At 73.3% G+C, this 24,999-nt stretch carries 17 protein-coding genes; 3 read left to right on the forward strand and 14 right to left on the reverse strand.

The window, feature by feature from the left end:
* The first annotated feature begins 209 nt into the window (after positions 1-209).
* Positions 210-1,601 (forward strand): RICIN domain-containing protein, encoded by a 1,392-nt coding sequence (locus tag NI25_RS06160; protein ID WP_061441482.1) that lies wholly within the window; start codon positions 210-212, stop codon positions 1,599-1,601.
* Between the two features lie 22 nt (positions 1,602-1,623).
* Here the strand turns inward: NI25_RS06160 and NI25_RS06165 are convergent, their stop codons facing one another.
* The 5 genes from NI25_RS06165 to NI25_RS06185 all read right to left on the reverse strand — a co-directional run bounded on the left by NI25_RS06165 (position 1,624) and on the right by NI25_RS06185 (position 6,802).
* Positions 1,624-2,292 (reverse strand): ABC transporter ATP-binding protein, encoded by a 669-nt coding sequence (locus tag NI25_RS06165; RefSeq protein ID WP_061441483.1) that lies wholly within the window; start codon positions 2,290-2,292, stop codon positions 1,624-1,626.
* On the reverse strand, positions 2,285-3,208 hold the full coding sequence (locus tag NI25_RS06170; RefSeq protein ID WP_061446774.1) for an ABC transporter ATP-binding protein: 924 nt from the start codon (positions 3,206-3,208) through the stop codon (positions 2,285-2,287). The genes NI25_RS06165 and NI25_RS06170 overlap by 8 nt, the downstream gene beginning before the upstream one ends.
* Before the next feature lie 68 nt (positions 3,209-3,276).
* Positions 3,277-4,167: an ABC transporter permease gene (locus NI25_RS06175; protein ID WP_061446775.1), complete on the reverse strand. Its 891-nt coding sequence runs from the start codon at positions 4,165-4,167 to the stop codon at positions 3,277-3,279.
* 5 nt (positions 4,168-4,172) lie between these two features.
* A complete protein-coding gene (locus tag NI25_RS06180) occupies positions 4,173-5,141 on the reverse strand; it encodes an ABC transporter permease (protein ID WP_061446773.1) in 969 nt (322 codons plus the stop codon).
* A 32-nt stretch (positions 5,142-5,173) separates the two neighbouring features.
* The gene (locus tag NI25_RS06185; RefSeq protein WP_061441484.1) at positions 5,174-6,802 is read right to left on the reverse strand and encodes an ABC transporter substrate-binding protein; all 1,629 of its coding nucleotides are present in this window, start codon (positions 6,800-6,802) and stop codon (positions 5,174-5,176) included.
* Positions 6,803-7,018: 216 nt separating this feature from the next.
* Here NI25_RS06185 and NI25_RS06190 point away from each other — a divergent pair, with 216 nt between their 5' ends.
* Positions 7,019-7,507, forward strand: a complete 489-nt coding sequence (locus tag NI25_RS06190; RefSeq protein WP_061441485.1) for a hypothetical protein — start codon at positions 7,019-7,021, stop codon at positions 7,505-7,507.
* 39 nt (positions 7,508-7,546) lie between these two features.
* Here the strand turns inward: NI25_RS06190 and NI25_RS06195 are convergent, their stop codons facing one another.
* The 9 genes from NI25_RS06195 to NI25_RS06235 form a co-directional block, all read right to left on the reverse strand.
* The gene (locus tag NI25_RS06195) at positions 7,547-8,056 is read right to left on the reverse strand and encodes an O-acetyl-ADP-ribose deacetylase (RefSeq protein WP_061441486.1); all 510 of its coding nucleotides are present in this window, start codon (positions 8,054-8,056) and stop codon (positions 7,547-7,549) included.
* Positions 8,053-9,462 (reverse strand): phytoene desaturase family protein, encoded by a 1,410-nt coding sequence (locus tag NI25_RS06200; RefSeq protein WP_061441487.1) that lies wholly within the window; start codon positions 9,460-9,462, stop codon positions 8,053-8,055. Before NI25_RS06200 ends, NI25_RS06195 begins: the two co-directional genes overlap by 4 nt.
* 110 nt (positions 9,463-9,572) lie before the next feature.
* Positions 9,573-10,418 carry an inositol monophosphatase family protein gene (locus NI25_RS06205; RefSeq protein WP_061441488.1) on the reverse strand — a complete coding sequence of 282 codons (846 nt, stop codon included), beginning with the start codon at positions 10,416-10,418 and terminating at the stop codon, positions 9,573-9,575.
* Positions 10,419-10,548: 130 nt separating this feature from the next.
* Entirely contained in the window at positions 10,549-12,387 is a 1,839-nt protein-coding gene (locus tag NI25_RS06210) for a gamma-glutamyltransferase family protein (protein WP_061441489.1), read from the reverse strand.
* Between the two features lie 254 nt (positions 12,388-12,641).
* Positions 12,642-13,175, reverse strand: a complete 534-nt coding sequence (locus NI25_RS06215) for an EF-hand domain-containing protein (protein ID WP_061441490.1) — start codon at positions 13,173-13,175, stop codon at positions 12,642-12,644.
* A gap of 170 nt (positions 13,176-13,345) precedes the next feature.
* Positions 13,346-14,257, reverse strand: a complete 912-nt coding sequence (locus NI25_RS06220; protein WP_061441491.1) for a class I SAM-dependent methyltransferase — start codon at positions 14,255-14,257, stop codon at positions 13,346-13,348.
* 80 nt (positions 14,258-14,337) lie between these two features.
* Positions 14,338-15,441 (reverse strand): NAD(P)-dependent alcohol dehydrogenase, encoded by a 1,104-nt coding sequence (locus NI25_RS06225; protein ID WP_061441492.1) that lies wholly within the window; start codon positions 15,439-15,441, stop codon positions 14,338-14,340.
* Position 15,442: 1 nt separating this feature from the next.
* Positions 15,443-16,846, reverse strand: a complete 1,404-nt coding sequence (locus tag NI25_RS06230; protein ID WP_061441493.1) for an aldehyde dehydrogenase family protein — start codon at positions 16,844-16,846, stop codon at positions 15,443-15,445.
* 8 nt (positions 16,847-16,854) lie between these two features.
* Positions 16,855-17,610 carry a (5-formylfuran-3-yl)methyl phosphate synthase gene (locus tag NI25_RS06235; RefSeq protein ID WP_061441494.1) on the reverse strand — a complete coding sequence of 252 codons (756 nt, stop codon included), beginning with the start codon at positions 17,608-17,610 and terminating at the stop codon, positions 16,855-16,857.
* Positions 17,611-18,028: 418 nt separating this feature from the next.
* Here NI25_RS06235 and NI25_RS06240 point away from each other — a divergent pair, with 418 nt between their 5' ends.
* Positions 18,029-24,949: a GH92 family glycosyl hydrolase gene (locus NI25_RS06240; RefSeq protein WP_061446776.1), complete on the forward strand. Its 6,921-nt coding sequence runs from the start codon at positions 18,029-18,031 to the stop codon at positions 24,947-24,949.
* Positions 24,950-24,999: the final 50 nt, after the last annotated feature.

Here is a 24,999-nt window from a genome sequence, read left to right on the forward strand (position 1 = left end):
TGCTCAACTGCCGGTGACGCGGTGACTACCGGATCAGACTCACCCTAGAACTCGAACAGAACCGAATCAATTATCCCGTCGGAGTTTGTTTGTTCCTGATGGGCGGCGGTGCCTCCAGCCCGACCGGGCACGGGACGCGGACCCTCGGGGCACCCGGGTCTGCCCCCAGGGCTCCTGACCTGGAGACGATCACCACGTAACGTCCTTGCGTGAACTTGTGGACTTCCCTGGAGCCCGCGTCCGCCACCGTCGATCCCGGCAGCAGTACGCGCGTACGGCTGCGGGTGCGCAACACCGGTGACGTGGTGGACGAGTACCGGTTCGAACCCGTCGGGGACGTGGCCCCCTGGACGACGGTCGAGCCGCCGACCCTGCGCCTGTACCCGGGCACGACCGGCACCGTGGAGCTGACGTTCGCTCCGCCGCGTACGCCGGACGCGGCGGCGGGGCCGAACCCGTACGCGGTGCGCATCACGCCGACCGAGCACCCCGACGCGGTGACGGTACCGGAGGGAAACCTCACGATCACGGCGTTCACCGAGGTGCGGGCCGAACTGGTACCGCCGACGGTGAAGGGGCGGTTCCGGGGGCGGCCGCGGCTGGCGGTGGACAACCTCGGCAACACGAAGGTGACCGCCTCGGTCGCGGGCAGCGACACCGGCGACCACCTCTCGTACGAGATCCGGCCGTCGAACGTGCAGATCGAGCCGGGCCGTGCGGCGTTCGTGGAGACGACGCTGAAGCCGAAGCAGATCATCTGGTTCGGGGCCAAGGAGGAACGGCCGTACAAGCTGGCGGTACGCCGCTCCGGCGTCGATCCCACCGACGTCGAGGGCACCTACGTCCAGCGCGGCTTCCTGCCCCGCTGGCTGGCCACCTTCCTCGGCATCTTCACGGCCCTCGCGCTGGCGTTCGTGATGATCTGGATCGCGTACAAGCCACAGGTCCGCACCAGCGCCACCGAGCAGACCCAGCAGGCGGGCGCCGCACTGGCCCCCAGTCCCAGTGCCAGCCCCCAGACCCTGCCCAGCACCGCCGAGTCCGCGCCCGCCGAGCAGCCGAAGGTGCAGGAACCGGCCGCGGAGCAGCCGAAGGGCGACGGCGGCGGGGGCGGGGGCGCAGAAGAAGAGGCGCCGGCTCCCAAGAAGCCCGAGAAGGAGACCTCCGGCGGGGGCGGCGAGGAGAAGCCGGACACCGAGGCCCCGGAGCCCGTCGCCCCCGGCACGACCATCTACGGTCACGCCTCGAACCGCTGCATCGAGGTGGCGGGGCACAAGTGGCGGGACGGTGCGCCGCTGCAGATCGCGGACTGCACCGGCAAGGCCTGGCAGAAGTGGGACTTCCGGCCCGACGGCACGATCCGCTCGCTCGGCCTGTGCATGGACGCGACCTGGGGCGGTACGGCCAACGGCACGGTGGTCCAGGTGGCGGTGTGCAGCGGCAACCCGGCCCAGCAGTTCATCCTGGCCGGGCCCAAGGACCTGGTCAACGTGCAGGCCAACAAGTGCGTGGACGTGGTCGACGAGAAGACCGGCAACGGCGCCAGGCTCCAGCTGTGGGAGTGCAACGGTCAGGACAACCAGAAGTGGAGCACCCGCTGACCCCGGCCGGGGCAGCAGGGGGTCAGTTCCGGGTCGTGGGGACCACGGAGGCCCACTCGACGGTGCGGTCGCACCAGCGGTCCAGCAGGACACGGTCGTGGCCGACGGCCAGCAGTCCCGCTCCGGTGCCGGCCCGGTAGTCCTCCACCACCCGGACCAGGGCGGCCGTGGTCGAGGCGTCCAGCATGGCGGTCATCTCGTCGCACACCAGCCAGCGCGGGCGCAGCACCAGCGCCCGGGCCAGGCACGCGCGCTGCAGCTGGCCGTCGCTGACCTCGTGCGGGCGCCTGCTCAGCAGGTCGGTGGTCAGTCCCACGGTGGCGGCCAGTTCGGCGACCCGGTCGGCGGCCTGAGCCCGTCGGCCGGTGGCGCGCAACGGCTCGGCCACCAGGTCGGCGAGTGTCAGCCGGGGGTCCGCGGAGAGGCGGGCCTGCTGGAAGACGACGCCGAAGGCGGTGCGCAGGGCACGCGGGGCGCCGTGCCGCCAGCGCCGGACGGGGGTGCCGTCGAGGACCAGCGCGCCGGCGTCGGGGCGGTGCAGCAGGGCGGCGACGCGGGCGAGGGTGGACTTGCCGCAGCCGCTGGGGCCGAGCAGTCCGACGGCCTCCCCGGGCGCCACGGACAGCGAGACGTCCCGGAACACGGGCGCCCTCCGGTCGTATCCGGCGGTGACGGTGCGCAGTTCAAGCACGGTCGACGGCCTCCGTGAGTGCGGCGTGCGGGTGGTGGCAGGCGACCTCGCCGCGCAGTGGGGGCAGGGTGGCGCAGGCGTCGCTCGCACGGTCGCAGCGCGCGGCGAAGGCGCAGCCGTCGGGGAGGGCGCCGAGTTCGGGCGGCAGGCCGGGGATGGGGACGAAGGCGCGGTCGGGCAGCGCGTCGAGCAGGCCGCGGCTGTAGGGGTGGCGTGGGCCGGGGGGGCCGAAGAAGGCGGTGGCGTCGGCGAGTTCGACGACGCGTCCGGCGTACATGACGGCGACGCGGTCGGCGATGCGCTCGGCGGCGGCCAGGTCGTGGGTGATCATCAGCAGGGCGCGGCTGCCGCCCTTGTCGACATGTCGTCTCAGCTCGTCGACCGTGTGGTCCACCAGGTCCCGGTCGAGCCCGGTGGTCGGCTCGTCGGCGAGCAGCAGCGGGGCGTCGCCGACGAGGGCGAGGGCGGTGGCGGCGCGCTGGGCGAGACCGCCGGAGAGTTCGTGCGGATGGCGGTCGAGGTGGTCCACCGGGAACGCGGCGCGTTCGGCGGCGGCCTCGGCGGCCTCGCGCAGGGCCGTGCGGCCGCGAACCCCGGTGAGTTCCGCGACCGTCTCCTCCACCTGTGAGCGGATGGTGCGGACCGGGGTGAGGTGGGCCGCCGGGCTCTGCGGGACGAGGCCGATCAGCCGGCCCCGTACGGTGCGGGCGAAGGTCCGTTCGTCGGCGGCGAGCAGGTCGAGGTCGCCGAGGAGCGCGCGGCCCGCGGTCTGCGCGTTGCCGGGCAGCAGCCCGAGCAGGGCGGAGGCGAGGACGGACTTGCCGCAGCCGCTCTCGCCGATCAGGGCCAGGCACTCGCCGGCCGCCACGTCGAAGCGGGCGTCGGTGACGGCGGCGACGCGGCGCCCGCCCGGCATGCGGAAGCGCACCGACAGACCGTGCACCGACAGCACGGGCGGCACCGACGGCACGGGGGTTGGCCCGGTCACAGCATCAGCTCCGATCGGCTGCGGGGGTTGATCCGCTCCCGCCAGGCGCCCGCGAGTCCGGCGACGGCGAGGGTCGGCACGATGATGAACAGGCCGGGGAAGAGGGTGGGCCACCACTGCCCGGCCAGCAGCGAACCCCGCGCCTCCTGGATGAGGTTGCCGAGGCTCGCGGTGTGGGTGGGCAGGCCGAGGCCGAGGAAGGAGAGCGCCGACTCGTGCCACATGGCGTGCGGCACCATCAGCACGGCGGCGAGCGCGGCCTGTGGCAGTACGCCCGGCAGCAGGTGCCGTACCGTCACCCGCCACCGGGAGGCGCCGCCGGACACGGCCGCGTCGATGTGGGGACGGGCGCGCAGGGACAGCACCTCGGCGCGGACGATGCGCGCGGTGGACAGCCAGTGGGTGAGCGCGACGGAGGCCACGACGGGCCAGACGCCCGGCCGGAACATGGCGACGATGAAGATGCCCATCAGCAGGTGCGGCACGGAGGACAGGGCGTCGACGACGCGCATGACGCCCCGGTCGACCCAGCCGCCCAGCGCACCGGCGGTGGCGCCCACGGCGGTGCCGACGACCGTCGCGGTCAGCGCGGCCGCCACGCCGACGAGCAGGGAGACGCGCAGGCCGTAGACGCAGCGCAGCAGCAGGTCGCGGCCGACGTCGTCGGTGCCGAAGGGGTGCGCCCAGCCGGGTGCCCGGAGCTTGGCGGCCAGGTCGACGGCCTGCTGGTCGAGCTGCACCAGCGGCGGCACGAGCAGCACGGAGAGCACGGTGACGGTCAGCAGCGCGGCGCAGACGCGCAGGCGCAGGGTGCGGGTGGAGCGGCGGTCGCCGCTCCGGGAGCGCCACACGGTGCCGGTCTTCCCGGCGGCGGCGACGTCAGCCATGGACATCACATCTCACTGAGTTTCACCCTCGGGTCGAAGAGTCCGTAGAGCAGGTCGGCCAGCAGGTTGCCGACGAGGACGGCGGCGGTGGCGAGCGTGGTCAGGGCGGCCAGCAGCGGGAAGTCGACGGCGGTGGCCGCCTCGACGGTGGCGGCGGCGATGCCCGGCCAGCTGAAGACGCTCTCCACCAGCAGGGCGCCGGTGATGAGTTCGGGCACGCGGGAGCCGATCAGGGTGAGCACGGGCAGCAGTCCGGAGCGCAGGGCGTGCCCGAGGAGTACCGTGCTCTCCCGCAGACCGCGGGCCCGTGCGCCGCGCACCGGGTCCTCGGCGAGGGCGTCGGCGACACCCTGGCGCACGTAGAGGGTGAACCAGGGCAGTTGGGAGACGGCGAGGACGCCGGCGGGCAGCACGATGTGTCCCGCGACCTGCCCGGCGGTGACCTGTTCGCTGGCGGTGTCGGTGAGGCCGCCGGCGGGCAGCACGTCCCACTGGAGGGCGAACAGCCACACGGCGAGCAGCGCGATCCAGAAGACCGGCGCCGCCTCCAGGACGTACGCGAGGGAGGTGACCGCCCGGTCGAGCGTCGAGCCGGGCCGCCGGGCCGCCAGCACGCCGAGGAGCGTGCCGAGGGTGACGGCCACGGCGAAGGCGACGGCGCACAACAGGGCGGACCAGACGAGGCGTTCGCCGATGACCTGGGCAACGGGCTGTCGCAGCACGCTGGAGTGGCCGAGGTCGCCGGTGAGGGCGTCGGTCAGCCAGTGCCACCAGCGGGCGACGAAGGACTGGTCCACGCCGAGGTTCTCGCGCAGCCGGTCCAGGGTCTCCTGGTCGGCGCCGAGCGCGGCGGTGCCGGCGTACGCCTTGACGGGGTCGAAGGGTGAGGCGGCGGCGATCGCGAACACGCCGAAGGTGACGACGAGGACGACGGGCACGGCGAACAGCGCCCGCCGCCCCGCGAGGCGTGCCATCGCGCTCCAGGGCAGCCGCCGGGCGGTTCCGGTCACTTCTCGGGCTGCCAGTCCTCGATGTTCCACCAGGGTCCGCTGGCGAAGCCGTGCTCGTGCGGCTCCAGTTGGGTGGTCAGCCCGTCCCAGCGGTCGGCGAGGACGTAGAGGTGGTCGATGTGGGTGAGGAAGGTGTAGCCGGGGTCGTCGACGAGGGCCTGCTGGATCCTGTCGTAGGCGGCCGCGCGCTTCTCCGGGTCCTGGCTGCGGCGCCCGGTGTCGAGCGCCTCGTCGACGGCCGGATTGTCGTAGTGGGCCATGTTGTTGAAGCCGTCGCCGGCCAGGGAGGAGTGCAGCAGGGTGTAGAGGCCGAAGTCGGGGTCGCCGACGCTGCCGAGGCCCGCGAGGACCGCGTCGGTCTTCATCCGCGGTTCGATGACCTCCCAGGTGGCGCCCTCGACCTTCACCTCGATGCCGGCCTTCTTGGCGTCGGAGGCGTAGGCGAGCGCGTGGTCCTGGCGGACCTTGTCGCCGGAGGGGTAGTACAGGGTGAACGAGGCGCGCTGCCCGTCCTTGGCGCGGACGCCGCCGGAGCCGGGCTTCCAGCCCGCCTCGTCCAGGATGCGCTTCGCCTTCGCCGGGTCGTGCGGGCGCTCGATGCCGCGCTCGTACCAGGGGTCGTCGACGGGCAGCGGCCCGTACGCCGGCCGGCCCGCGCCGCTGAGGATCGTGTCGACCATGGCCTGCCGGTCCACGGCGGCGTCCAGGGCCCTGCGGATCGCGCGGTCGCCGGTGACCTTGCCCGAGGTGGGCAGGGTGACGGCACGGAAGTCGTAGGAGCTGGCCCGGTAGGTGCGCCGGCCGTCGTCCTTGTCGAAGGTGGCGGCGAGGTTGGGCGGCAGGACGGCGCCGTCGAGGTCGCCGGAGCGCAGCCGGGTGGCGCGCACGTTGTCGTCGGGGACGACGGCCATGGTGAACGACTTCACCGCGGGCTCGGCACCCCAGTAGTGCGGGTTGGCCTTGAAGGTGAGCTTCTCGCCCTTGCTCCAGCCGGTGAGCACGTACGGGCCGGTGCCGACCGGCTCGGTGTTGAAGTCGCCGGTGTTGGGGTCCTGTTCGCCCGCGATGTGCTCGGGGACTATGGGCAGGACGGTGCGGGCCGCGAAGGGCGCGTACGGGTACTTGAGCGTGAAGACGACGGTGTCGTCCCCGCTCGCGCGGACGGCCTTCACGGCGTCGAGTTCACTGCGGGCGGTGTTGTTGGTCTTCTGGTCGAGGACGGTGCGGTACGTGTACACCACGTCCTCGGCGGTCAGCGGTTCGCCGTCGCTGAACTTCACGCCGTCGCGCAGTGTGTACGTGTACGTCCGGCCGCCGTCGGTGATCTTGGGCAGCGCGGTGGCGAGCGCGGGCTTCAGTTCCAGGTCGGTGTCGCGGGCGAGCAGCCCGTCGAAGATCTTGGAGTTGCCGTCCTTGCCGTAGCCCAGCAGCGGGCTGAGGGTGTCCGGTTCCGAGGCCACTCCGATCACGACGGACTCGGCGGCCCCGGCGTCGTCGTCCTTCCCCCCGTCCGAGGGTGCGGAGCAGGCCGCCGCGCCGGCGGCGAACACCACCGCGGCGGCGGTGCTTCGTATCGGAAGGCTCCGATCGGTCCGACGGGTCCAACGGGTCCGACGGGCTGTCATGTCTCCCCCACGCTTGTTGTCGTTGCGTGGCTATTGCACATCAGTCGCAATAAAGCGTCAAGCCAGGTGGCGAGGGTGCCCGGCGGGGAGCGGCGAATGTTCAGCACGGCACAACGGCTCGCTGAACAACTCGGCAGCCGCTGGACTCGGCACGGGACGGCCGGCCGGGACGGCGCGACCGCGCCCGGCACCGCCTCGCGACGACGGGAAGGGACGATGGAAGAGGTACGGAACAGCCTCCGCAACGGGGTGTACTGGTGCGTGGTGTTCTCGGTCATCCTGCTGCCGGTGGGGTTCGCGACCGGGTGGTGGGGGTGGGTCGTCCTGGGGTACGCGGCGATCATCTGCGTGAGCGGGATCGTGGGCGTGGTACTGGCCGTCGACGGCCCGGTCCTGACGGTGGCGGCCTTCCTCCTGTGGCTGCTCGCCCTCTCGGCCGGCGTCGGGCTGATCGCCTTCGGCGTGCACGCCGTCGTGACGTTCGAGCCCTACTGCGTCCCGTCCGAGACGGTCGACTGCCGGTTGCTGCTCAACGGGCAGGACGTGGGCGGGGCGACCGTGGCCGATCAGCGCAGAAGCATGGTCGTCGACTCCCTGTACCCCGTCGGCGGCGGTGCCGCGATCACCGTGACCGCCCTGGTCGTCGGGGCCGTACGAGTGCGTGCCCGCTTCCCGCACGGCGGACTCCGCCTCCGCCGCCGGTAGGTCGCCGGGACCCGGGACCGGCCGGGACGCCTACGGTGCTCAGCCCGCCCACGCCGCGAACGCCTCGTACGCCCGGGCGTCGAAGAGGACGAAGCGGACCTCGGTGACCGAGGTCCGCGTGGCCCGTACCGTCTCCACGGCGATGCGGGCGGCGTCGTCCAGCGGCCAGCGGTAGACGCCGGTGGAGATGGCGGGAAAGGCGACCGTGCGGGCCCTCAGCTCGTCGGCGGTGCGCAGGGATGCGCGGTAGCAGGAGGCGAGGAGGTCGGAGCGGTCCTCGGTGGCCGACCAGACCGGGCCGACCGTGTGGATCACCCAGCGCGCGTCCAGGTCGCCCGCGGTGGTGGCGACGGCACGGCCCGTGGGCAGGCCCTTGCCCAGGCGGCCCGCGCGCAGCCTGCGGCACTCCGCCAGGATCGCCGGGCCGCCGCGCCGGTGGATGGCGCCGTCGACGCCTCCGCCGCCGAGAAGGGAGGAGTTGGCGGCGTTCACGATCGCGTCGGCGCTCTCGCGGGTGATGTCGCCCTGGACCAGGGTGATGTCGGTCATGTCTGCCTCAGCCTCCGCCAGACGGCCTTCGCCGCGTTGTGGCCCGACATGCCGTGGACGCCGGGGCCGGGCGGGGTGGCCGACGAGCAGATGAAAACGGCCGGGTGCGGGGTGGAGTACGGGAACAGGGACAGCTTGGGGCGCAGGAGCAGTTGCAGTCCGGAGACGGCGCCGGAGGCGATGTCACCGCCGACGTAGTTGGCGTTGCGGGCGGCGATTTCGGGCGGGCCGGCCGCGGCGCGGGCGAGGACCCGGTCGCGGAACCCCGGCGCGAAGCGCTCCAGTTGGCGTTCGATCGCGTCGGTGAGGTCGCCGGTCCAGCCGTTGGGGACGTGGCCGTACGCCCAGAAGACATGCCGGCCGGCCGGGGCCCGGGTGGGGTCGACGACGCTGGGCTGCACGGTGATGAGGAACGGCCGCTCGGGCGCGCGGTCGGTGCCGGAGGCCGCGTCCAGTGCGGCGCCGATCTCCGCGCTGTCGGCGCCGATCTGGACGGTGCCCGCGCCGCGGGGCTCCTCGGCCGTCCACGGGACGGGGCCGTCCAGCGCGTAGTCGATCTTGAACACGCCGGGCCCGTACCGGTAGTTCGCGTAGTGGTGGCCGAGACCCGCGATGCGGGCCAGGGCCGTGGGCGAGGTGTCGAAGACGTACGCCCGCGCGGGCGGCAGGTCGTCGAGGCGCTTGACCTCGTAGTCGGTGTGGACGGTGCCGCCGAGGTCGCGCAGGTACGCGGCGAGGGCGTCGGAGATCGACTGGGAGCCGCCACGGGCCACCGGCCAGCCGCGGGCGTGCGCGGCGAGCGCGAAGACCAGGCCTATGGCGCCGGTGGCGAGGCCGCCGAGCGGGGCCATGACGTGCGCGACGAGCCCGGCGAACAGGGTCTTGGCCTTCTCGTCGCGGAAGCGGCGCATCAGCCAGGTGGACGGGGGCAGGCCGGCCAGTCCGAACCGGGCGAGGGTGACCGGATCGCGGGGCAGCGCGGTCAGCGGCAGGGACATGAAGTCCCGGGCGAGCGTGTCCCACCTGGGCAGGAAGCGCTCGACCAGCCTGCGGTAGGTGCCCGCGTCGCGCGCTCCGAAGGAGGCGGCGGTCTCGCCGACCGACCGGGACAGGACGGCGGCCGAGCCGTCGGGGAAGGGGTGCGCCATGGGCAGCGCGGGGTGCAGCCACTCGAGGCCGTACCGCTCCAGGGGGAGGCCGCGGAAGGCCGGGGAATTGATGCCGAGCGGGTGCGCGGCCGAGCACGGGTCGTGCCGGAAGCCCGGCAGGGTCAGCTCCTCGGTGCGCGCTCCGCCGCCGACGGTGCCCCGGGCCTCGAAGACGGCGACCGAGAAGCCGCGCCGGGCCAGCTCCACGGCAGCCGTCAGTCCGTTCGGCCCCGCACCCACTACGACCGCATCGAGCATCGACGGCACCTTCGGACCCCTTCGTCAGCCGATGGCCACTGGCGATCAGGATATGCCCGGGGCCGGACGGCGCGCGGTCGCGGTGCCCCGCCCGCGGCGGCCGTCGGGCCTCACGCCTCCCCCGACAGCAGTGCCGCCACCCGGCGTGCCGTGGCCGCGTCCCGGGCGGCCGTGAACGGCAGGTCGTTGCCCCCGGTGATGCGGAAGGGCTCGCCCGTGCGGGTCAGGTGGGCGCCGCCCGCCTCCTCGACCAGGAGGAGACCGGCCGCGTGGTCCCACGCCGCCTCCCAGGAGAAGGCGGTGGCGTCGGCTTCGCCCCGGGCGACCGCCAGGTACTCCAGGCCGGCCGAACCGCAGGGGCGGGGGGCCACGCCCGGGGTGCGCAGGGCGAGCAGGGCGCGCTTCTGCTCGTCCGTCGTGTAGTCCGGGTGGGAGGTGGCGACCCGCAGCTCGCGGCCGGGCTCGGGCGGTCCCGCGTACAGCCGCTCACCGTCCAGGAAGGCGCCCCTGCCGCGTACGGCCGTCGCGAGCCGGTCGTCGACGGGGGCGTAGGTCCAGGAGGCGTGCACGACGCCGTGGTGGGCGAGCGCCACCAGCGTGCAAAAGCCTTCCTCGCCGCGCACGAACTGCCGGGTCCCGTCGACCGGGTCGATGATCCACACCGGTGCTTCGCCGCGTATCGCCTCGTAGGACGCGGGGTTGGCGTGCACGGCCTCCTCGCCGACCACCACCGAGCCCGGCAGCAGGCCGGCCAGGACCTCCGTCAGGCAGACCTCTGCCAGACGGTCGGCGTCCGTGACCAGGTCGTGCGGGCCGGTCTTCTGGTCGACCTCGTCTGCCGCGAGCCGGCGCCAGCGCGGCATGATCTCCTGGGCGGCCGCCTTGCGCACGGCCGCCTCGACCTCGTCGGTGTGCCGGGAGAGAAACTCGTCGATGGTTTCGTTCTTCTCGATCATGACTCCATGAGAGCACGCGCCACTGACAATCCCCACCCGGACGGTGTACTCCGGGTGGAATCGGCACGAACATCGGGTGCACGGGCGCGTGTGCCGGTGCGGGCGCCGGGGGGCCGGGGCGGCGTGCCGGTCAGCGGCCCACCGCGTAGCCCTGCATGCCGCGCGGGTTCGCCGCCGCCGACAGCACTCCCGTCTCCGGGTCCCGCGCGACGGCGCACAGCCGGCCCTCCGACCACGCCTCCCCCACCGTCACGTCGTGCCCGCGCCGCCGCAGCTCCTCGACGACCTCCGCCGGCATCCGGGACTCCACCGTGACGGAACCCGCCCGCATGCCGCGCGGGAAGAAGGAGCCGGGGAAGCCGTCGTTGTGCCAGTTCGGGGCGTCGATCGCACCCTGGAGGTCGAGTCCGCCGCGCACCCGCGCGCGCAGCGCGACGGCGAGGAAGAAGTGCGTCTGCCACTGGTCCTGCTGGTCACCGCCGGGGGTGCCGAAGGCCATGACCGGCACCCCGTCGCGCAGGGCGACGGACGGCGTGAGCGTGGTACGGGGGCGGCGGCCCGGCGTGAGCGAGTTGGGCAGGCCCTCCTCCAGCCAGGCCATCTGGAGCCGGGTGCCGAGCGGGAATCCCAGCTCGGGCACGACGGGGTTGGACTGCAGCCAGCCGCCGCTGGGCGTGGCCGAGACCATGTTGCCCCAGCGGTCCACGATGTCGAGGTGGCAGGTGTCGCCGCGGGTGCCCCCGTCGGCCGCCACGTCCGGCTCACCCGGCACCGGGGACGTCGGGCTCTTGGCGACCGTCGGTTCGCCCACCCCCAGGGCGTCGAGGCCCTCCCCCTCCACGGCCGCGACGAGGGCGTGCGCGCTGAGCCGCGGGGTGCGTCCGCCGGGTGCGCCGGGCCGCAGTTCGAAGGATGCCTTGTCGCCCACGAGTCGGCGCCGCTCCGCGTTGTACTCCGGCGACAGCAGCTCGTCCAGCGGCACCCGGTCCGCGCCGTCCGCGTCGCCGTACCAGGCCTCGCGGTCGGCCATGGCGAGCTTGCAGCCCTCGACCAGCAGGTGGACGTAGTCGGCGGAGCCGTGGGCGGGGAGTTCGGGCGGGAGCAGCGCCAACTGCTGGAGCAGGACGGGTCCCTGGCTCCACGGGCCGGCCTTGCACAGGGTCCAGCCGTTCCAGTCGTACGTCGCCGGGGCTTCGTAGTGGGCCGACCAGCCGGCGAGGTCGGCCGCGGTCAGGGTGCCGGTGTGGCGTTCACCGCTGGTGTCCAGGGTGGGCCGCCCCGCCTGCCGTACGAGCGCCTCGGCTATGAATCCGCAGCGCCAGACCTCGCGGGCCGCGTCGATCTCCGCCTCCCGGTCCCCCGCTCCCGCCGTCTCGGCGAGCAGCCGTCGCCAGGTGGCGGCGAGGACGGGGTTGCGCAGCAACTCGCCGGGGCGGGGCGGGCGGCCGTCCGGCAGGTAGACCTCGGCGGAGGAGGTCCACTCCGTCTCGAACAGCTCCCGGACGGTCTCCACGGTCTGCGCGACGCGCTCCACGGGTGCGTGCCCGTGCTCGGCGTAGCCGATGGCGTACTTCAGCACGTCGGCCAACGACTTGGTGCCGTGGTCGCGCAGCAGGAGCAGCCAGGCGTCGAAGGCACCGGGCACGGCGGCGGCGAGCGGTCCGGTGCCGGGGACAAGGTCGAGTCCGAGCCCCTTGTAGTGCGCGACCGTCGCTCCGGCGGGCGCCACGCCCTGCCCGCACAGCACCCGAACCTCGCCGTCCGCCGGGGCGAGCAGGATCGGCACCTCTCCGGCGGGCCCGTTGAGGTGCGGCTCGACGACGTGCAGCACGAAGGCTCCGGCCACGGCGGCGTCGTAGGCGTTGCCTCCGTCCTCCAGCACCGCCATGGCCGACTGCGAGGCCAGCCAGTGCGTGGAGGACACCATGCCGAAGGTGCCCTGGAGGGTGGGGCGAGTCGTGAACTGCATGCCTGACCTCGGTGTTCGGGTGCGTTGACGGGCCTGTGCGGCAGCGCGACGCGCCCGCGGGGAGGGCCCGGGGAGAACGGGCGCGGAACACCTTCCCCCTCCACCCGGCCCCGTCTCCGCCGCCGCCCCGGGCCGGGCTGCCGGCCTCGGCCGCTGCCGCAGGCAGCGTAGATCCGCGCCACCGGCCGACGCCACCCTCCCCATCAGGTCGAACGCCTCTCAGACGGACGGCGGAACCCGCCCCACCCGGCTCGTCAGGGCCGTGGGACCAGGTGGTCGCCGGCGATGCCGGACTTCTCGGGGCGGTAGTAGTCCCTGATGGCATCGGCCCAGGTGGACACCCGCACGCGGTCCTGCCCGTCCGGGCCGAAGGCCTCGAAGAGGGCCTCGATGTTGGGCCGTGCGAAGCCGATCGCGATCATCAGCGCGACGAACTCGGGGCGGGCGACGAAGCCGTCGCCGTCCGGATCGCCCATCGCCGCGAGGGCTTCGGCGAACTCGTCCACGGCTCCGTCGAACCGCTGCGGGTTGAGGACGACGGAGGTGAACTCCTCGGGGCTCACCCGGCCGTCGCCGTTGGCGTCCAGCTCGGTCAGGAGCGTCTCACCGTAGCGGCGGAAGGCACCGGCGAGCCTGTCCTTGACGGCCTCCTGGGCGGCGGGCACCGCGGCCACCACGCGGTTGCTCATGAGATCGAAGTCGGCGCGTTCCAAGTAGCCGTTGCCATCGGCGTCGAAGAGGGAGAAGACCAGCTCGATGCGGTCGGTCGCCTCGGTGGTGGGCACCATGGTGCACCCTGCCTTTCTCGGTGGGTCCTTGCCGTCCGAATGCGCCGGGGAGCTGCCCCGGCGGCCGACCCCACTATCCAGTCGTCCCGACCGCTCCCACAGGAAACAGCGGCTCTTGACACACGAACGGGGGGAAACGGTGAATCCATGCATGAAACGGTCCGGCCCCCTCACGCCGACCGCGCTCTGTCCGCGAACACCCAGCGGTTGCCGCCCAGGGCGTCGTTCTCCTCGGGCAGCGGGCCGCGTCCGTGCAGGCGGGTGAAGTCGAAGGGGGTGTGGACCGACGCGGTCCAGCCCCTGCCCGTCAGACGGGCCGCGGAGTCGGGCCGCGGCTCCCGGCTGAACAGGTCGAGCAGGTCGATGCCGAGTTGCCGGCGCGTGGACGTGTAAAGCGGACTGTCGCGGTACGCCATCAGGTCCTTCTCGAGCTTGACCTCGTACGCCAGGGTGCTGCCGGGCGCGCTCAGCCGGTCCACCGTGTCGATGAGCGCGGTCTCGACGGCGTGAGGCAGGTAGAACAGCAGCCCTTCGACCAGCCACACGGTGGGGATCCTGGGGTCGAAGCCGGCGGCCGTCAGCGCGCCGGCCCAGTCGGCGCGCAAGTCGATGCCGATCGGCACGCGCGCCGCCCGGGGTTCGGCCGCCAAGGCGTCGAGGATCTTGTGCTTGAACGCGAGGACTCCGTCCCTGTCGATCTCGTAGATCACGCAGTCGGAGGGCCAGTCGAGCCGGAAGGCCCGCGAATCCAACCCCGCCCCCAGCAGCACCGCCTGACGGATGCCGGCGGACCGGACCGACCGGAGCAGGAAGTCGTCGAGAACCCGGGTGCGCAGGCCGAAGTAGCGGGCGAAGCGCCCCCAGAGGGGGCTCGTGTCCCCGTCCGGGGCCTGCTCCAGCCGGACCGGCCAGTGCGCGGATGCCTCGGCGCCCAGCACGAAGTGCTCCGCGTAGCCGTCCTGGGCGAGGCTGTCGGGACGGTGGGTCTCGATCGCCCGGGCCGCGGCGACCAGGAGGGCGGTCAGCCCCACTCCTCCCTCCACGCCGTCCGTACTGGTGCTGAGCGATGCCGTGTCGGCCATGCCTTCTCCCTGGTGGGGTCGTGTGGGGCCGGGCGTCCGTCGGAGGCGCCGGCCTGGGTGGGCGGCGGTGCGCGGCGTGTTCAGTGCCGTCGGCCGTCCGGGATGAGGACGGGTTTGACGACGCGGCCCGTCTCGCAGTCGTGTTCGGCCTCGTTGATGTCGGCGAGCGGATAGGTACGGATCAGCTCGTCGAAGGGGAAGCGCCCGGCCTGCCAGAGCGCGGTGAGGCGGGGGATCAGCACTCCGGGCACGGCGTCGCCCTCGCAGATGTGGGAGATCGTGCGCCCCCGGTCCAGCGTCCCCACCTCGAGCGGCAGGGTGTCGTGGAGCCGGGCCACGAGGCCGAGCCGGCCGGTCGGGCGCAGCGACCGGAGCGCCTCGTTGATCAGCCCGGCGGCCCCCGTGGTGTCCAGCGCGTACGCCGCTCCCCCGCCGGTCAGCCGCAGAACTCGGTCGGACAGGCCGGTCGCAGTGGCCGGGACGGCAACGGCGTGGAACCGCTCGGCGAGGGCCAGCCGCCCGGGATGCCGGTCGACCGCCACGGTCACCGCGCCGGCGGCGTGAGCCGCCATCAGCGCGGCCAGGCCCACCGCGCCCGCGCCGAAGACGACGAGGGTGTCACCTGGGCCGGCCCCGAAGGAGTTGAGGACCGCGCCGGCGCCGGTGAGGAAGCCGCAACCGAGCGGTCCGAGCAGTTCCAGGGGCAGCGAGGGATCGACCCGGACGGCGTTGCGGGCCGGGACCAGCGCGTACTCGGCGAACGAGGACTGGCCGAACCAGCGAGGGGCCAGGGGCGTCCCGGTCGGGTCGGTGAAGCGTGCGGCACGCTCCTCGCGCCCGCCGAACAGGTTCAGCGAGGCGAAGGAATCGCAGTAGGCGGGGGCCGCGCCCAAGCAGTTGCGGCAGTGCCCGCAGGAGTCGAAGCTCAGCACCACGTGGTCGCCGGGGCTCGGGCCGGTGCCCGTGCCTCCCGTCTCCACCACGACCCCGGCCCCCTCGTGGCCGAGGACCGCCGGCAAGGGGGAGCGGCCGGCCGAGCGCCGCACCGCCAGGTCGGTCCGGCACATCCCGCAGCCGGCGATCCGGACCAGGACCTCCCCTTCGGCCGGCCCGTCCGCCAGCACCACCTCCTCGACGGTGAACGGATCCTCGTACGAGCGCAGTACGGCCGCGCCGAACCTCACTTCACGCCTCCTTCGGGCGGTGCACGACGAACGGTCTGAGGTTTCCGTAGAGCCCCCACGGTCCGCCCGCTACGCCGACACCGCTGTCCTTGGCACCCGCGAAGGGCTGGGCCAGGGAGAGTTCGGCGTGGTGGTTGATCCAGGCCGTTCCGCACTCCAGGCGGTCGGCGACGGCCGCGGCCCGGTCGAGGTCGGTGCCCCACACCGAGCCGCCCAGTCCGAAGCCGGTGCCGTTGGCCGCCCGGACGGCTTCGTCGAGGCTGTCGTACGGCAGGACCGGCAGGACCGGGCCGAACTGTTCCTCGGTCACCACCGGGCTGTCGGCCGGCACGTCGGCCAGGATCGTCGGGGCGAAGAAGTACCCCGGCCGGTCCAGGCGGTGGCCACCGGCCACGGCCCGGCCGCCGTCGGCCAAGGCGCGGGCCGTGTGGTGCTCCACGCGGGCGAGTTGCGGGGCGTTGTTGACCGGCCCGATGCGGGAGGCCGGGTCGAGTCCGGGTCCGACGGCGGCCGTGTCGGCCCGATGGGCGAGGGCGTCGACCACCCGGCTGTAGAGCCGGGCGGGGGCGTAGACGCGTTTGACCGCCATGCAGACCTGGCCGCAGTTGCGGAACGCCGCCCAGAACAGCCGGTCCGCGATCTCCTCCACGTCGACGTCGTCGAGCAGGACGGCGGCGTCATTGCCTCCCAGTTCCAGGGTGACGCGGGCGAGTGTGGCCGCCGCGCCCGCGGCGACGGCCCGTCCCGTGGCCGCCGACCCGGTGAAGCTCACGTGGCGGATCCCCGGGTGCGACGCGAGACGGGCGCCGAGCGGTTCCGTTCCGGTGAGGATCGTCAGTACGCCCTCGGGCAGGGCACCGGCGAGGACGGACCCCAGCATCCGTGTGGCGAGGGGAGTGAACGGTGAGGGTTTGAGCACGATCGTGTTGCCCGCGGCGAGCGCCGGTGCGAACTTCGCCGACGCCAGCTGCAGGGGGAAGTTCCACGGGACGATCGCGGCGACGGGCCCGATCGGCCGCCACCGCAGCCGGCTGTGCACCGGGCGACCGTCCGCGATCGGCTGCGTCCCGGGGTCCAGTTGGGCGAAGTAGCGCAGCCGGGCGGCCGTGCGGGCCACCTCCGCGTGCGACTCGGTCAGCGGTTTGCCCTGTTCGCGGGTGAGGAGCGGGGCGAGAGCGGCGGCGGCCGCGTCGACGGCGTCCGCCGCCGCGAGCAACGCCGCTTTACGCGCGACCGGGTCTGCCCGCCAGTCGTGCCAGGCCGCGTGGGCCCGGTCGACGGCCGCGTCCAGTTCCTCCGGTCGCCGGTCGGGAGCCTCGTCGAACGCTTCGCCGGTCGACGGGTCGACGACGGTGAAGTGCCCGCCCCGGTCTCCCGGCGTGCGGGGTGAACGTCCGGTTGCCAAGGTCGTGATCAGCTCTGTACCGCGGTCGCGGCCGCGTGCTCGCGGACGTGCCGGTCCATCTCCGCCCGGAAGGCTGCCACCAGGTGCGGTCGGATCCGGCCCTTATCGCGGTCCCCACCCTCGCAGACCGCGCCGCGCACTCCGACGATGTCCGTCCCGATGCGGGCCAGTTCGCCCAGGTCGCCGCTCCCGACGCTGCCCGCCAGCGCGGCGAGGAGGCCGGCGTCGTGGGCACGCCGTACGAACTCGGCGCACACGTCGGGCGGAACGTGGTCGAACAGCCGCGTCCCGTCCTTGATCGCGGTGTCGAGCATGGCGGCGTCGGAACCCGAACGGCGCGCGATGTCGGGCAGCGCGAGCGGGTTGACACAGCCGATGCGGTGGGCGTCGGCGTATCCCGAGGCGACGACGAAGGCGTCCGGCCGGTGCTCCTTCACCGCACGGACGACCCCGCGCATGACCTCGACGGCCTGCTCGGGTGTGGCGCATCCGTAGAGGCCGACCTTGATGTACGTGGCCCCGGACACGGCGGCGCCGAGTGCCGCCTGGGCCACCGTGCCGGGCTTGTACGGCACGTCCCCCACGGTGGCGGAGACCGGCTTGTCCGCCGGGACCGCCGCGCGGATCTCCCGGATGACCCACGGGTAGTTGGCGCCGAGCGAGCCCTCGTCGGGCTTCTTGACGTCGACGATGTCCAGGTGCTCGGCCGCCTTCGCGCAATCGAGGGCCTCGTCTACACCGTCCGGAGAGATGAGCAGCAACAAGGTTGAGTCCTTCCCCCGCACACCCGCCCGTCTGCCCTGGAGCGGGTACGCGGATTCGCCTGGCTCACACGCGGTCCGCACATCATTTCCCGGGGCGTCACGTCCCGGCAGGGCGCGCGGAGTGACACACGGATCACAGCCGCGGGGAGCCCGCGCCCCGTACAACGCGCCGTCTGCGCTGGACCGCCCGCGCGTGCGGCCACGCCGCCGCTCCGGGCTCCCGCGGCGGACCGCGCCTGCGCTGCGTCGTCGCACCCGGACGGCCGGCCGACTTCCCGCGGACGCGCGGGCACTGTACGAACTCCGTTTCCCCGTTGTATGACTTCTCCCTATGTGATGGCGGAGGCGTTCACCTCGGAGCGCTTGCTTCGAATGCAGCTTGACAACGTTGTCCATCAGGGAGGGGTCCGTGCTCGTCATGCCCGACAGATCCAAGAGACCGGCGAGACGGCCGGTCCGGCCACGGCGCCTGCGGTCCACGGTCGCCGCGGTGCTCGCCGGGACGCTCGGCCTCGCCGCGCTGGCGGGCGGCGGCACCGCCGTGGCCGTGCCCGGCCCCACCGCGTCCACCGTCGGGAAGGCGCCGTCCGCCGGGACCGACTACACGAAGCTCGTCGACCCGTTCGTCTCCACCGCCGGCGACGACGGCAACGACCTCCCCGGCGCCCAGGCCCCGCACGGTCTGGCCAAGGTCAACCCGATGACGACCCCCGGCCGCAGTCACTCGGGGTACGACTACGACGAGGACCACATCGCCGGGTTCACCGCCACGAACCTGGACGGTGTGGGCGGTTCGGGCGGCGGCGGCGACCTGCTGGTCGTCCCGACCTCGCGGCAGTACGACAGCCGCCCGGCCACGAGCACCTACGCGCACCCCTACAGCCACGACGACGAGTCCGCGACGCCCGGCTCCTACCGGGTGGGACTCGGCTCCCCCGCCGGGACCATCGACGCCGAGATGGCCGCGACGACCCGTACGGCGCTCGAACGGTACGGCTTCCCCGACGGAGCACGGCCCCAGCTCGTCCTCGACCTCGCCAACAACTTCACCAGCCGCACCCGTTCGACCCTGGAAGCGACGAAGCTGAAGGACGGGACGACCGCGATCAGCGGGCTCGTCGCCGGGTCGTTCAACGGCGCCTCGTACCGCCTGTACTACTACGCGACCACGAACGTCCCCGTGACCTCGCTGCGCACCTGGGGCGACGACGGCGCGCTGGACGACGCGACCGCGCGGGACGGCACCGACACCGGCGCCGTCCTCGGGTTCGACCCGGCCGACGGCGACGACGTCGAACTGCGCATCACCTTGTCGCCGATCAGCGCCGAACAGGCCGCCATCGACCAGCACGACGAGGTCGCGGGCCGCGGCTTCGAAGAGCTGCGCGCGCGGACGAAGGCGGACTGGAACCGCACGCTCGGCGCCGTCGCGGTGAAGGCCTCGAAGAAGGCCGACCCGGACTCGACGCTGACCAGGCAGTTCTACACGCACCTCTACCGCATGTACGCGCTGCCGGTGAACGCCACCAGCACCAGCGGCACGTACCGCGGCGTCGACGGGGCGGTGCACCGGGCGAACGGCTTCACGTACTACGACGGCTGGTCCACCTGGGACGACTTCCGCAAGTACTCCGTCGAGGCGTACATCGACCCGGCGGCCTACCGGGACATGGTGCAGTCCGCGGTCGTCCTGTTCGCCGACGCGCACGCCTCGGGCAAGAGCCTCGGCAGCCTCACCCACTCGGTGCCGACCGTGCGCTGGGAGCGTTCGGCGGTGGTGATCGCCGACGCGCTGTCGAAGGGGTTCAAGGACTTCGACCGCCTCGACGAGGCGTACCCGGCGCTGAAGTCGTACACCGGGTACTACACCGGGACGCAACTGCGGCAGGGCTACGTCGCCGGCGACCCCGGTACGACGGTGCAGCGCGGCTACGACCAGTGGGCGCTGTCCGTCGTCGCCGACGCGCTCGGCGAGGACGCGGACGCGAAGAAGCTGCGCGAGCAGGCGACCATGGCGATCGACAACCTGGTCAAGCCCGGCGCCTGGACCGCCTCCGACGGCACCGAGGTCGGTCTGCTCACGCCGCGTGACGGCGAGGGTGACTGGCAGAAGGCCGACTACGAGAAGTTCGAGGAGGCGAAGCTCTACCAGGGCACCCTCTGGCAGTACCACTGGTACGACGCCTACGACATGGCCGGCCTCGTCGAGGCCATGGGCGGCGAGAAGGCCGGGCGGGCGGCGATCCGGCACATGTTCGGCGAGGACTCCGACGCCGACGACGGCTCGACCATGCTGCACTCCAACGCGAACGAGATCGACCTCCAGGCCCCCTACCTCTTCAACTACGTCGGTGAGCCCAGCCTGACGCAGAAGTGGGTGCGCGCCATTTACACCGGCGAGACCTGGAACCGGTACATCGCGACCGGCTCCACGGGCGAAGCCCCCAGCTCCGGCGGCGAGTTCCGGCCGCCGGTGAGGACCAAGGTCTACGAACTGGCCCCGGACGGCTTCCTGCCGACCATGGACAACGACGCCGGCACCATGTCGACCATGTTCGTCGCCGCGGCCCTCGGGCTCTTCCCGGTGACCGCGGGCTCCAGCCAGTTCCAGATCGGCAGTCCGTTCTTCGACTCGACGACGATCCGCTACGCCAACGGGGCCAGCTTCACGGTGCGGGCAGAGGGGGTCTCACCGAGCGACTACTACGTGCAGCGCGCGACGCTCAACGGCAAGCGGTTCTCCAACACGTGGCTCGACTACGCACAGATCGTCGCCGGCGGCACCCTGACGTTCGGCATGGGCTCCGAGCCGTCGTCCTGGGGCTCCCGCACCGAGCCCGCGTACTCGCTGAGCGGGGACACGGGCGACGGCGGTGACGGCTCCGGGCCCGGAAGGGGCACGACCGTCGTCTCCGCCCGCCCCGAGACCGTCGGCACCGCCGCCGACGGCACCGTCAAGGACGTCATCGAGCTTCGGCTGTCCGGCCGGGCGTCGTTCGCCGCGCGCAAGGGGACCAGCCTCACGCGGACCGGCGCGGCGAGCGTCACCGGCCTTCCGGAGGGGGTCGAGGCGGACCTGCGGGTCACCGGCCGGCGCACGGCGTCGCTGAAGCTCACCGGCACCACGAAGACCGACGCGCGGCTCGGCATCGTCTTCGCCGACCGGGCCTTCCCGCGCGGCACACCGGCCGCGACGGTGACCGGCACCGGCGTGTCCGTGACCGACCCGCTGGTCGTCTCGGCGGCGGCGGTGCACCGGGCAACCCTGGACGCCCTCGTCGACGAGGCGTCCCTGGTGCGCGAGGGCAACTACTCCGACGGCTCCTACGGCGTCTTCCGGGCGGCCCTGGAACGCGCGCGGACCGTCCTCGCGGACCCCGCCCCGCCAACCGGCACGCTCATGGCGGCCCACGACGCGCTGCGGTCCGCGATCGACGCGCTCACCCTGGACGAGGGCGGCTACGCCGTCCTCCAGGCCGAGGACCCGGACCGGATGGAGGGCCCCAGCCTGGTGAAGGAGGCCTACCACTCGGACGGCGACCTGGGCGGGGTCACCGAGGGCGCCTGGGAGCAGTACACCGGCCTCGACTTCGGCGGGGTCGCCCCGCGGAGCGTCTCCGTGCGCTACGCCAACGCGCAGGCACCGACCGCCGATCCGAGCAGCGTGGACATCCACGCCGGGGACGCCGACGGCCCGGTCGTCGCCACCGTCTCCCTGCCGGGGACCGGCGGCTGGCAGTACTACACGACCGTCCAGGCGGCCGTCACCGACCCGGACGCCCTGCTGGCCGCGTCGAGCGCGACGTTCGTGTTCCACGCCCCGTCGGGACAGCAGTGGGTGTCGAACTTCGACTGGTACCGGTTCTCGCCCGAGGAGGCCGCGTCGTCCTCCCCGATCACGACGCTCGCCACGCTCACGGCGGCCGACGCCACCGCGACCGGCGACGGTTCGCTCCCGCTGAAGCTCTCGAACGGCGTCTTCGAGAACGTGACGAACGGTGCCTGGGCCGAGTGGCGGGACACCGGCCTCGGTGACGGCGCCGACACCGTCACCGTCGGCTACGACAAGCCCCGTTCCCGCGCGGCGTCGGACTCGCACATCGAACTGCGCCTGGGCGCGAAGGACGGTCCGGCGGCGGTCGAGATCCCCCTCGAGTACACCGGCTCGGGCTGGGGCACCGTGGCCACCACGAGCGTACGGCTCGACCCGGACGTGTTCGACGGCACCCGGGACGTGTTCGCCGTCTTCGTCTCCGGCACCCAGACCGACGCCCAGCCGTACGTGGCCAACGTCCACGCGCTCACCTTCACCCGGCAGGCGGACGCCCCGGTGGTCTTCGACGCCACGGCGTTCACGGGCAGCAGCGGGGGCGGGCTCAAGAGCGAGCCGGCCACCTGGAGCGACGCGGGTTCGGCCACCAGCCTCGGCGGCACCTACGACGGCGCCTGGCTCGACTACGGCGACGTCGACTTCGGCGACTCCGCCAAGAACACGCTCACCCTCACCTACGTCAACAACTCCGCCCGCTGCGGCACCGGTTCCGCCGTCCAGCTCTACCTGGACTCCTTCGACGCGGACGACCCCGGCACGCCGTACGCGACCGTGCCCCTGCCGGTCACCGGCAGTTCGTGGTCGTCGGGAGGGACGACCAGCCTGACCCTGCCGAAGCCGGTCACCGGCACGCACGCCGTGCATCTGCGGCTGACCACGAACGCGGACTCCTCGCACCCGTACGTCGCCAACCTCGGCCGGGTCGCCTTCACCCACGTCGAGGAGCCCGCGGAGACGGACCTGTCCGCCCTGCGGAAGGCGGTCGAGCGGTACGAGGGGCTGTCCGAGGACGCGGACCGGTACGGCACGATCGACTTCGGGGTGTTCCGCCGCGAACTCGCCGCCGCCCGCGCCCTCCTCGGCGCCGGGGACGCGACGCAGCTGGAGGTGGACCTGCGGACCCGGAGCCTCACCCTGGCCGCGAACCAGCTGGTGCCCCTCCCCCGGCTGAAGCTGGAAAACCTGGTCGGCACCGCGTCCGCCCTCGCCGACGAGCGGTACACGGAGGCCTCGTGGCGTGCGTTCACCACGGCGCTCACGACGGCGAAGACGGCCCTGGCGGACGACTCGGCCACGGACCGCGCCCTCGGCGAACGGTACGCGGCCCTCGACCGCGCCATGACCGCGCTCACCACGAAGCGCAGGACGGTCCCGGCCGCACCCGGCGCGGTGTCCGCGACCTCGTCCGGCACCAGTGTGAAGGTCACCTGGTCCGTGCCCGAGGACGACGGCGGTGCGCCGGTCACCGGGTACGAGGTCACGCTCGGCGACGGCCACCAGGTCGAGATCGCCGACCCCGGCAGCCGGAGCACGGTGTTCACCCGGCTGAAGGACGGCACGTCGTACACGGCGCGGGTCCGCGCGGTGAACGCCCTCGGCGCCTCCCCCTGGAGCGCGCCGACCCAGCCCGCCGTCACGGGTGACAACGCACCCCAGACGCCGACCGTCACGGGCGTGGTCACCGACGGCGAGCGGGTCCGGGTGAGCTGGCGGCCCGCCGGGGACGGCGGCTTCCCGGTCGTCGGCTACACGGTGGCCCTCGACGACGGGACGACCGCGCACGTGTCCGGCACCGCGGACACCGCGCTGCTCACCACGACGGGACGGTCGAAGGCTCACACCGCCACCGTGACCGCGGTCACCCTGGCCGGCAGTTCCGACGACCCCGGCACGGCGACCGCGCACACGGCCGTCACCGCCTCCGACCCGGCGGGCTACGAGCCTTCCCCCTTCCCGGACGACGTGCTCGACGCCGCCTACGCGTCGGACTCGTGGCCCGCGACCGACGACGGGAGCGACTACTTCAACCGGCTCCTCGGCGGCTTCGACGACCTGGACTCCGGCACCCTCGGCGCCAACGAGAAGTGGGCCGGAGGCACGTCACTCACGGCCGAGAACGACACGATCGCCGTCGCCGTCAACAACGCGGCGACGCGGGAGCAGGTCGACCGGGCCGAGGTGGACGCGTCCCACAGCGCCACCGTCACGATGGCCGACGGCCTCGGCTCCCGGCTCGGCCCGCTGTACAGCGAGGCCCTGGAGGAAGGGCGACTGCCCAAGACCAGCGCACTGTTCTCCCGCGTCACCGAGAACCTCGACACCCACGACGCGGCGAAGAACCACTACCAGTACCTGCGCCCCTACGTGCGGCTCGGCTTCGCCGGGGACGGCGGCGCGATCTACGAGTCGCAGGACAGCTTGTACAGCGGACTCGCCGGCCAGGGCTCGTATCCGAGCGGCCACACCTACGGCGGCTACGAGGCCGGGACGATCCTCGCCACGCTGCTGCCCGACCTGGCGCCGTCGATCCTCGCCCGCACCTCGGAGTACGGGGACAACCGCGTCGTCCTCGGGTTCCACTACCCGCTCGACGTCATGGGCGGCCGCATCACCGCGCAGGCCACGGTGGCGCACCGCTGGGCGGACCCCGCTTTCGCGGAGCTGCTGCGGCAGGCCCACACCGAGATCGAGAACGTGCTGCTCGCGCGGTGCGAGGAGGAGGGCTACGGCGACACGCTCACGGACTGCGCGGGCGACCCGTACGCCGGGCTGAGCACCGCCCAGCACGTGGACCTGTACACGCGGCGCCTGACGTACGGGTTCTCCCGGACCGGCGAGGCCGGGCAGGCCCTCGACGCGCCGGCCGACGCGGCGGCGCTGCTGATCACGGCCTTCCCCGACCTCACCGCCGAGCAGCGCACCCAGGTCCTGGAGCAGACCGCCACGGACTCCGGTTACCCGCTCGACCTCACCGCGTCCGGCGGGCCGGGCTGGCAGCGGATCAACCTCGCGGCGGCGATGGCGGCGGACGTGGTGGTGAACGCCGACGGGTCGGTCACGGTCACCGACTTCCCGGACGCCACGAAGGCCAGTGTGGCCGACGCCTCGGCGATCACCGTGGGGGGCGTCGCGCTCGACGGGTTCGATCCGGACGTGAGCACGTACGTCGTGGACTGGCCCGGGCACGGGAGAATCCCGGCCGTCGGGGCGGTGGCTGCCGAGCCGGGCGCGAAGGTGAAGGTCACCGACGGCAGTGACACGGTCTCGTCGTCCCGCTCCCGTCTGACCACCCGCACGATCACGGTGACCTCGGCCAACGGTGAGTACACCCGGACGTACACGGTCGGCGTCCGGCGGACGACGGACCACCGCCCCCACTGGTGGACCGCGTCCGGCGGTCGGGGCGCCGTAGGCGGTGACGTCGGCGCGGGCGTCGGCGGCCTGTGGTCGCCGGCCCGGGAGTGGGAGGCGGCCCGGGGTGCGCCTCGGGCGCAGGGGGCGAGGTGACGGTGCCGGGCTCCCGCTGACCGCTCCCTGTGTACTGGCGCCGCCGCGCG

Origin of the sequence: Streptomyces sp. CCM_MD2014 (assembly GCF_000772045.1) — a bacterium.
GTDB classification, from domain to species: Bacteria; Actinomycetota; Actinomycetes; order Streptomycetales; family Streptomycetaceae; genus Streptomyces; species Streptomyces salinarius.

Excerpts from the sequence above, each read along its gene's own strand:
- NI25_RS06170 (WP_061446774.1), bottom strand. The coding sequence starts at position 3,208 with ATGCCGGGCGGGCGCCGCGTCGCCGCCGTCACCGACGCCCGCTTCGAC.
- NI25_RS06175 (WP_061446775.1), bottom strand. The coding sequence starts at position 4,167 with ATGGCTGACGTCGCCGCCGCCGGGAAGACCGGCACCGTGTGGCGCTCC.
- NI25_RS06180 (WP_061446773.1), bottom strand. The coding sequence starts at position 5,141 with ATGGCACGCCTCGCGGGGCGGCGGGCGCTGTTCGCCGTGCCCGTCGTC.
- NI25_RS06185 (WP_061441484.1), bottom strand. The coding sequence starts at position 6,802 with ATGACAGCCCGTCGGACCCGTTGGACCCGTCGGACCGATCGGAGCCTT.
- NI25_RS06190 (WP_061441485.1), top strand. The coding sequence starts at position 7,019 with ATGGAAGAGGTACGGAACAGCCTCCGCAACGGGGTGTACTGGTGCGTG.
- NI25_RS06195 (WP_061441486.1), bottom strand. The coding sequence starts at position 8,056 with ATGACCGACATCACCCTGGTCCAGGGCGACATCACCCGCGAGAGCGCC.
- NI25_RS06200 (WP_061441487.1), bottom strand. The coding sequence starts at position 9,462 with ATGCTCGATGCGGTCGTAGTGGGTGCGGGGCCGAACGGACTGACGGCT.
- NI25_RS06205 (WP_061441488.1), bottom strand. The coding sequence starts at position 10,418 with ATGATCGAGAAGAACGAAACCATCGACGAGTTTCTCTCCCGGCACACC.
- NI25_RS06210 (WP_061441489.1), bottom strand. The coding sequence starts at position 12,387 with ATGCAGTTCACGACTCGCCCCACCCTCCAGGGCACCTTCGGCATGGTG.
- NI25_RS06215 (WP_061441490.1), bottom strand. The coding sequence starts at position 13,175 with ATGGTGCCCACCACCGAGGCGACCGACCGCATCGAGCTGGTCTTCTCC.
- NI25_RS06220 (WP_061441491.1), bottom strand. The coding sequence starts at position 14,257 with ATGGCCGACACGGCATCGCTCAGCACCAGTACGGACGGCGTGGAGGGA.
- NI25_RS06240 (WP_061446776.1), top strand. The coding sequence starts at position 18,029 with ATGCCCGACAGATCCAAGAGACCGGCGAGACGGCCGGTCCGGCCACGG.